Source organism: Aliidongia sp. (genome assembly GCF_035943795.1).
Lineage (GTDB): Bacteria > Pseudomonadota > Alphaproteobacteria > ATCC43930 > CGMCC-115725 > Aliidongia.
In genome coordinates, this window is sequence record NZ_DASZBY010000005.1 from 71,328 (window position 1) to 77,837 (window position 6,510).

Here is a 6,510-nt window from a genome sequence, read left to right on the forward strand (position 1 = left end):
ACTTCCTGCACAAATAGGATGTTTCCTGGTAATGAGGCAGGCCAGGAGGAGCGCCGGGCGTGGACCATTCTCTGTTCGAGTCGCTGGCTGCGGTCGCAAGCCAGATCAATGCCAGCAGCGATCTCGACCAGACGCTGCTGCATCTGCTGGAGGCGGTCTGTCGGAGGCCGCCCTGGGCGGCGGGCGGCATCATGAGCATCGATACCGATCGGGGCTACGCCCAGACCGTGGCGCGCCACGATCCCGATCGCCTCGGCGGCAATCTGGAAACGCTCTGGCCGCTCGTAGAAAGCCCGACGCGGATCGCGATCGAGCGCAACGAACCCGTCATCATCCGGGACGCCCAGCTGTCGCAGGAATTCCCGGGCTACCACCGCGAGGCGCTCGAACACGGCTACCGGGGCGTCATCATTCTCCCGATGGACTATCGCAGCCGGGCGGGCCATCGCATCGTCCTTTCGGTTCGCTCGCGCGAGGCGGTGGACGTCACTCCGGACGAACTGGCGTTCCTTCAGTTCGTGGTGCATCTGGGACAGATCGCGATGGACAAGGCGCGCTCGCTGGCCGAGGAACAGGCCTTCGGCGAGCGTCTGCGTGGCGTGCTTTCAGCCCATGGCGCGCTGCTCGATCAGGTGCTGGGCGATGGGTCGGTTGCGGCTGCGGCGACGATGGTGGCGTCGCTGCTGCCCAATCCACCGGTGATCGTCGACCTGACGGCGCGGCGAGTGATGTCCGTGCGCTCGTCACTACCGACCCTGGTCGACGATGATGCTTGGCAGGCGGCCATCGCCGATGATCTAGGCGGTCAGTTTTTAGAGATCGCCGGTCGATCGGACCATCGACACAGATTCGATACCCAGGAACTGGAGCTGTCGATCCACGGCCGAGTGATCAAGGTACCGGCCATCTGCTGTCCATTGACCGTCGATCGGACCCGCGTCGGCGCGCTGATCGTGCTCTCGCCGACTCCGGAGTCCAGCGACCTCGATCATCTGCTGCTCGACAGCGCCCGTTTCGGCCTGAGCGTCCAGATGATGCGGTCCTATGTCGCGTTCGTCACCGAAGCGCGGAATCTCGAAGATCTGTTTGCGGATCTACTCGACGGCACCCGCCCGCTCGCGGACATTGATGAGCGGGCGGAGCGACTTAACATCGATCTCGCCAAACCGGCGCACCTGCTGGTCGCGACCTCGGACACCAAGCTCCCGGTCGGTGCCGCGCAGGAGCTGCGCCGCAACCTCACGCACATCGTCGAGCGGCTCGACGCGCGTGCGACGGTGGCGTTGAGGGCTGGCGCCGTCGTCATAAGGTGTCCCGTCGATCGGAAGCAGGGGCACGGTCTGGCGAACTTGACCCAGCGCGTGATCGCCGAGATGAGGGCCGTGACCGGAGCGACGCCCGTGGTCGTGGTGAGCAAGATCTGTCGCCATCCGGCCGACTATCTGCCGGCCTGGCGCGAGTGCGAGCGACTGCGCGCGCTCGCCATCCGGTTCGGGCGTAGCGGCCCCGTCACGACCGAGGATTTCGGACCCTTCCCCGCCCTGATGTCGGCCGTCGATTCGGACGAGATGCGCGGCTTCGTCGACAGAATGATCGGCGCCGTCACCAAGCACGACGCGGCCTATGGCACCGTCTATCTAAAGACCCTGTCGGCCTTTCTCGATCACGGCTGCCGCAGTCAACCCTGCGCGGACGCGCTCGGCATTCACGTCACCACGCTCCGCTATCGGCTGGGGCGTCTGAAAGACTTGTTCGACGTGACGACCGATACGCCCGACCAGCGCTTCGCCCTGCAATTGGCGCTCCAGTTCCACCGGGTCCTGATATCGCCGCCCCCCGGAGTCGTGCAATAGGGGCAAAGCCATTCCTCCGATCCAGAGGAGGAGCCCGTTCCATGATCTGTGCCAAGCTCCGAGGATAGACAGGACGGCATCGGGAGCGGCCCATGCGACAGGCAGATTTTGACACCACCGATCTCAGGCGGGCATTTGGCACCTTCCTTACCGGTGTGACCGTCGTGACCACGCGGGACGAGTCCGGCGCGCCATGCGGCATGACGGCGAACTCCTTCACCTCGGTTTCGCTCGATCCGCCGCTCGTCCTGGTCTGCATCGGCAACGGTTCGTCGAACATCACCGCCTTCGAAGCAACAGACCGGTTCGCGGTCAATATCCTCGGCCACGATCAGACCGATGTCGCCACCGTCTTCTCGGCCCGCGGCGTCGACCGATTCGCGACGATCGTCCACGAGGAGGCGACCACAGGCGCTCCGATCCTGACCGACTGCCTCGGTTGGTTCGACTGCAGGCTTCATCAACGGGTGATCGCCGGCGATCACCTGATCCTGATCGGTTACGTCGAAGATCTGCAAATCGGCCAGCGCCCGCCTCTTGGCTTTTGCCGGGGCCGCTTCGTCAACCTTGACGCGACGGTCTCGCCCGGTATGCCCGCCAAATGACGTGAGGCAGGATCGCGTAGATAGCAGTGGCCCAACGCCGAGCAAACGGCAGCTTTCCTCGATCTCTGATACCGAACCGGCAGTCCGCTTTCGACCGACTCCTGTCATCTGGCGACCAACAATTGAGGTTCTTCCTTATGCGGCCAGTTTAGGGGCTTGCTGCTCGACCAATCGCAAGAATCGTTGGTTCCGGGTCCCCGCAACCGAGTTCAAGTCCTTGAAAGATAACATCTTTCAAGGACTTTTTGCTGTCCGCCATCTCGATCGCAATCCAGTCACTATATAGAAAAATCAATGACTTGGCACTGCAGGTTCAAATCGCCCCAACTGAGGTGGACCAGCAAGGCCCAGCGGCCAAAATCTTACTTCCGCTGTGCGCCCAAGTACGAACGCGCTCACGCGCGATGGGTGCCGCGGTTTGGACGGTGCGTATTCGATGAGGTCTTGAGCGGGTGAGATCCGTCTCCCGCAGGAACGACACGAGCAGAATCCTACGCGGTGCTGACGTCCTCCATCAAAAGTGAGTCAGAGCCCTTATTCCACGCCTAATCACAATTCGTGACGGTCGCTCTCTTTTGATCACCCGGCAGTTTGAACAGCTCGTGCAACGGCGACCGCTCAGCTTCAGGGATTGGTGTATCGAGAATAGGCAAGCCCTCTCAACGAGCGCCGCCCGGCCGCGTTCCGAGTCGAAATCGTAGAGGAAGTTCGCGGATGAGGCCCCAGTGCAATCGTTGGCTGGCGACGCTCACATTCATTCTGGACAGGACTCTCTATCTACTCCTGGCGGATGTGGCGGCGATCTACGACAACGCCTGCGACGAGCCTATATTGATTGCTGAGCGAATCTCTGGTGGTGAACTGGTCGTGCACGATTCCGCGCGTTGCGCCCACGGGACGGCCGCTACGGAGCGGTCAATGCCTCCCCCTTTGAATAAGCCCGGAGGGTGCTGGGTCGCTGCCCGATCGCCGCGTACCAGCGGGCGAGATGCGGAAAGCGCTCCAGTTCCTGACCTTGTTTGGCGTGTCGATAGACCCAGGGATATGAGGCCATGTCTGCAATGCTGTATTCGTCGGCGACATACTCCCTATAGGCGAGCTGGCGATCGAGTACACCGTAAAGCCGAGAGACTTCCCTGGTATAACGATCAATGGCATAGGGAATTGGCTCGGCGGCGTAGTGCCTGAAGTGGTGTGCTTGGCCGGCCATCGGCCCTAGACCGCCGACCTGCCAAAAGGTCCATTGAAGCGCCGCCAGTCGGCGAGCGGGCACGGCAGGCAAGAAACGGCCCGTCTTCTCCGCGAGATAGAGAAGTATGGCACCGCTCTCGAAGACGGACACGGGATCGCCACCCCCTGGTGGATCGTGATCGACGATGGCCGGGATGCGATTGTTCGGCGATATGGCGAGGAAACGAGCGTCGAATTGATCGCCCCGCTCGATGTCGATCGGCACGAAGGTATAGGGGAAATTTCCCTCTTCCAAGAACAGGGAAATCTTGTGGCCGTTCGGTGTTGGCCAGAAATACAAGTCTATCATTCGGCGGGCCGCGGGTAGTAGGTCAGATCCAAGGCGGGTGGTGGCACCTTTGTCTGCGACAGCAGCGTGTGAACCTGGCCGCGGTGATGGGCATGGTGCAGGAACAAGTGAGACAGCACCAAGCGCCGCGGCAAGAGCTGAGGCTTCCCGTCCATGCTGGTGTAGTGCAGGTCTTCGTCGAGGTCGCCGTTGGCCACGATTTCATCGACCAAGCTGACGATTCTTCGATCTTCGGCGATTCGCGCCGCCCTCAGCGATACGAAATCCTCGTAGAGTTCCGTATCCATCGAGGGGATGGAATGTCCTTCTCCGGTCAGCCTGCCGAGCCAAATTCTGTCTGCCGCAAGCAAATGATTCAGCGTCCGATGGATCGAGCCGAAGGCGCAGGCTCGCGAAAGGATATACTCGTCATCCGTCAGCGCCCCACAGGCGTCGTACAGGCGCTCGTTGGCCCACACTGTCCAACGTGATAGCGTCCGGAAATTCGTATCCATTGTGGCTCCCTTGTATTGTGGGGGTAGTCTAATCCGGAGACTGCAAATGGTCGAAAACAACGTCCTAATGACGGATAAGCCAAGCTGATGCCCGTCCGCCACGATCCCCCCCCGACCCATATGCTCCAGGCGTTCTCCTCCGTCGCGAAGCTCAAAAGCTTCAGTCGTGCGGCAGCAGGGATAGGGGTCAGCCAAAGCGCCATCAGTCAACGGATTGCGGCACTCGAAGCGAGGCTCGGCACCCGCCTGCTGCGCCGGGAAAATGGCCAGTTCGAACTGACGGCGGAGGGGGCGGCCTATCTGGAGACAGTGGACGCGGTGCTCGACGCGCTGAGGCGTGCGGCGTCGCGGGTCGCCGATCGCCGGGCCATCGTGCGGATCAGTGTGTTGCCGTCATTCGCGCGCTGCTGGCTCGCTCCGCGGTTGGCAATGTTCGCTTCCTCGTTTCCGGACATGGACGTCGCCTTGCACGTTTCGGACGACAAGGTGTCGTTGGACGATGGCGATTACGATCTCGCAATACGCTTGCGTCCTTCCGCCGATCGGTCCGGGGAATCGATGACGAAGGATGATGACGTCATGATCGCGGTTGCCGCACCGGGCCGCTCGAATGCGACATCCCATGCGTCGGACCCATTTGCCGACCTCCCTCTGCTTGCGGACGATTGCGGTCGATTGGGGCTTCCCGTGTGGGAGGCCTGGAGGTCGTGGTATCGGCTCAACCGCTGCGATCGGACGCCGGCTCGGGGATTCACGTTCAACGACGCCGGACTGATGGTCGAAGCCGCGTTGTCCGGCGCTGGGGCGGCCCTCGTTCGCAGATCCCTCGTGGCCGATAGCATCGAAGCCGGGAAACTGGTCTCGGTCGGGTCGAGTTTTCCCTCGCCCGGACGGACGGTGCTGCTCGAGCGCCCTCGAGGGCGCAGTACGAAAGCTGCCCAGCGGGTGGCGCGTTGGTTTCTCGATGCGTCGTGTAAAGCCTAGTTACAGCGACTCGCAATTGCCCAGCAAACCCCGACGAGCTCTCGCAACATGATTGCCTGCCGTTCTCTCGTCGCGGCGGACGGATCGAGCCGTGGCGCTTCAAGACCCGCGACGGCGGCACAACCGAACTGACCACGATTGCTCACCGTCGACTTGCGCGAGCTCGACACACGATCGAGATAGCGTTCAGAGCATGGAGTTTCCTTCATCTTGAGAGGAAGCTCCAATGTCCATCTCATCCGTCGAACGGCCGGTCAGCGCGCTGCGGCAGCGCATGCTCGAAGATATGGCGATGCGCGGTCTGCGATCGGGGACGCAGCGCGAGTACATTCGCTTTGTTTGCAGCTTCGCGGCATTTCTCAAGCGATCGCCGGATACGGCGACGGCCGAGGATATCCGCCGGTTCCAGCTTCACCAGCACGGGAGCGGGGTCCAATCGCCGACGATCAACTGCTCGGTCTCGGCCTTGCGCTTCTTCTTCACGGTGACGCTCGATCGGCCGGACCTGTCGCGGCGCCTGGTCCTGGCGCGCGCGCCGCACAAGCTGCCGGATGTGCTGAGTGTCGAGGAAGTCGGCCGCCTGCTCGATGCGGCTCCGGGTATCAAGTATAAGGCCATCCTCGGCACCGCCTATGGCGCGGGCCTGCGCGTGTCGGAGGTTGCCAGCCTCAAGATCGACGATATCGACAGCACGCGCATGCTGATCCGGGTCGAGCAGGGCAAGGACCGCAACGCCATGCTGTCTCTCCAGTTGCTCGCCCTGTTGCGGCTGTGGTGGAAGGAAGGCAGGCGCCGCGGCGTCATGCATGCCCCATGGCTGGCTGTTCCCCGGGCGCAGTGCCGCCGATCCGGTCTTGACCCGGCAGATCAACCGCGCGGTCCATGAAGTAGCCGAAGCGGCCGGGATCCGGAAGCGGGTGTCGCCCCACACGCTGCGTCACACCCGCTCGCTCACTCTCGCGTGAGCGGCTAGTCGGGCGAGGATCTTCGTTTCCTGCGCCTTTTTGGTCGCGTCCATCTCGGCCGATGCCTCA

At 62.4% G+C, this 6,510-nt stretch carries 7 protein-coding genes; 5 read left to right on the forward strand and 2 right to left on the reverse strand.

Translation table 11 applies throughout. From position 1 onward, the window contains the following. The first annotated feature begins 59 nt into the window (after positions 1–59). Both VGV37_RS00880 and VGV37_RS00885 read left to right on the forward strand, forming a co-directional pair. The gene (locus VGV37_RS00880; RefSeq protein ID WP_326877706.1) at positions 60–1,853 is read left to right on the forward strand and encodes a helix-turn-helix domain-containing protein; all 1,794 of its coding nucleotides are present in this window, start codon (positions 60–62) and stop codon (positions 1,851–1,853) included. A gap of 92 nt (positions 1,854–1,945) precedes the next feature. Beyond that, the gene (locus VGV37_RS00885) at positions 1,946–2,458 is read left to right on the forward strand and encodes a flavin reductase family protein (RefSeq protein WP_326877707.1); all 513 of its coding nucleotides are present in this window, start codon (positions 1,946–1,948) and stop codon (positions 2,456–2,458) included. A gap of 904 nt (positions 2,459–3,362) precedes the next feature. Here VGV37_RS00885 and VGV37_RS00890 read toward each other — a convergent pair. After that, the gene (locus VGV37_RS00890; RefSeq protein WP_326877708.1) at positions 3,363–3,998 is read right to left on the reverse strand and encodes a glutathione S-transferase N-terminal domain-containing protein; all 636 of its coding nucleotides are present in this window, start codon (positions 3,996–3,998) and stop codon (positions 3,363–3,365) included. Further along, a complete protein-coding gene (locus VGV37_RS00895; RefSeq protein WP_326877709.1) occupies positions 3,995–4,492 on the reverse strand; it encodes a DinB family protein in 498 nt (165 codons plus the stop codon). Before VGV37_RS00895 ends, VGV37_RS00890 begins: the two co-directional genes overlap by 4 nt. Before the next feature lie 120 nt (positions 4,493–4,612). Between VGV37_RS00895 and VGV37_RS00900 the strand changes: the two genes are divergently transcribed. From VGV37_RS00900 to VGV37_RS00910, 3 genes are all read left to right on the forward strand, one after another. Then, positions 4,613–5,476 (forward strand): LysR family transcriptional regulator, encoded by an 864-nt coding sequence (locus VGV37_RS00900; RefSeq protein WP_326877710.1) that lies wholly within the window; start codon positions 4,613–4,615, stop codon positions 5,474–5,476. Positions 5,477–5,702: 226 nt separating this feature from the next. Beyond that, on the forward strand, positions 5,703–6,362 hold the full coding sequence (locus VGV37_RS00905; protein ID WP_326877711.1) for a tyrosine-type recombinase/integrase: 660 nt from the start codon (positions 5,703–5,705) through the stop codon (positions 6,360–6,362). Then, on the forward strand, positions 6,331–6,441 hold the full coding sequence (locus tag VGV37_RS00910; protein WP_326877712.1) for a hypothetical protein: 111 nt from the start codon (positions 6,331–6,333) through the stop codon (positions 6,439–6,441). Before VGV37_RS00905 ends, VGV37_RS00910 begins: the two co-directional genes overlap by 32 nt. Positions 6,442–6,510 lie beyond the last annotated feature (69 nt).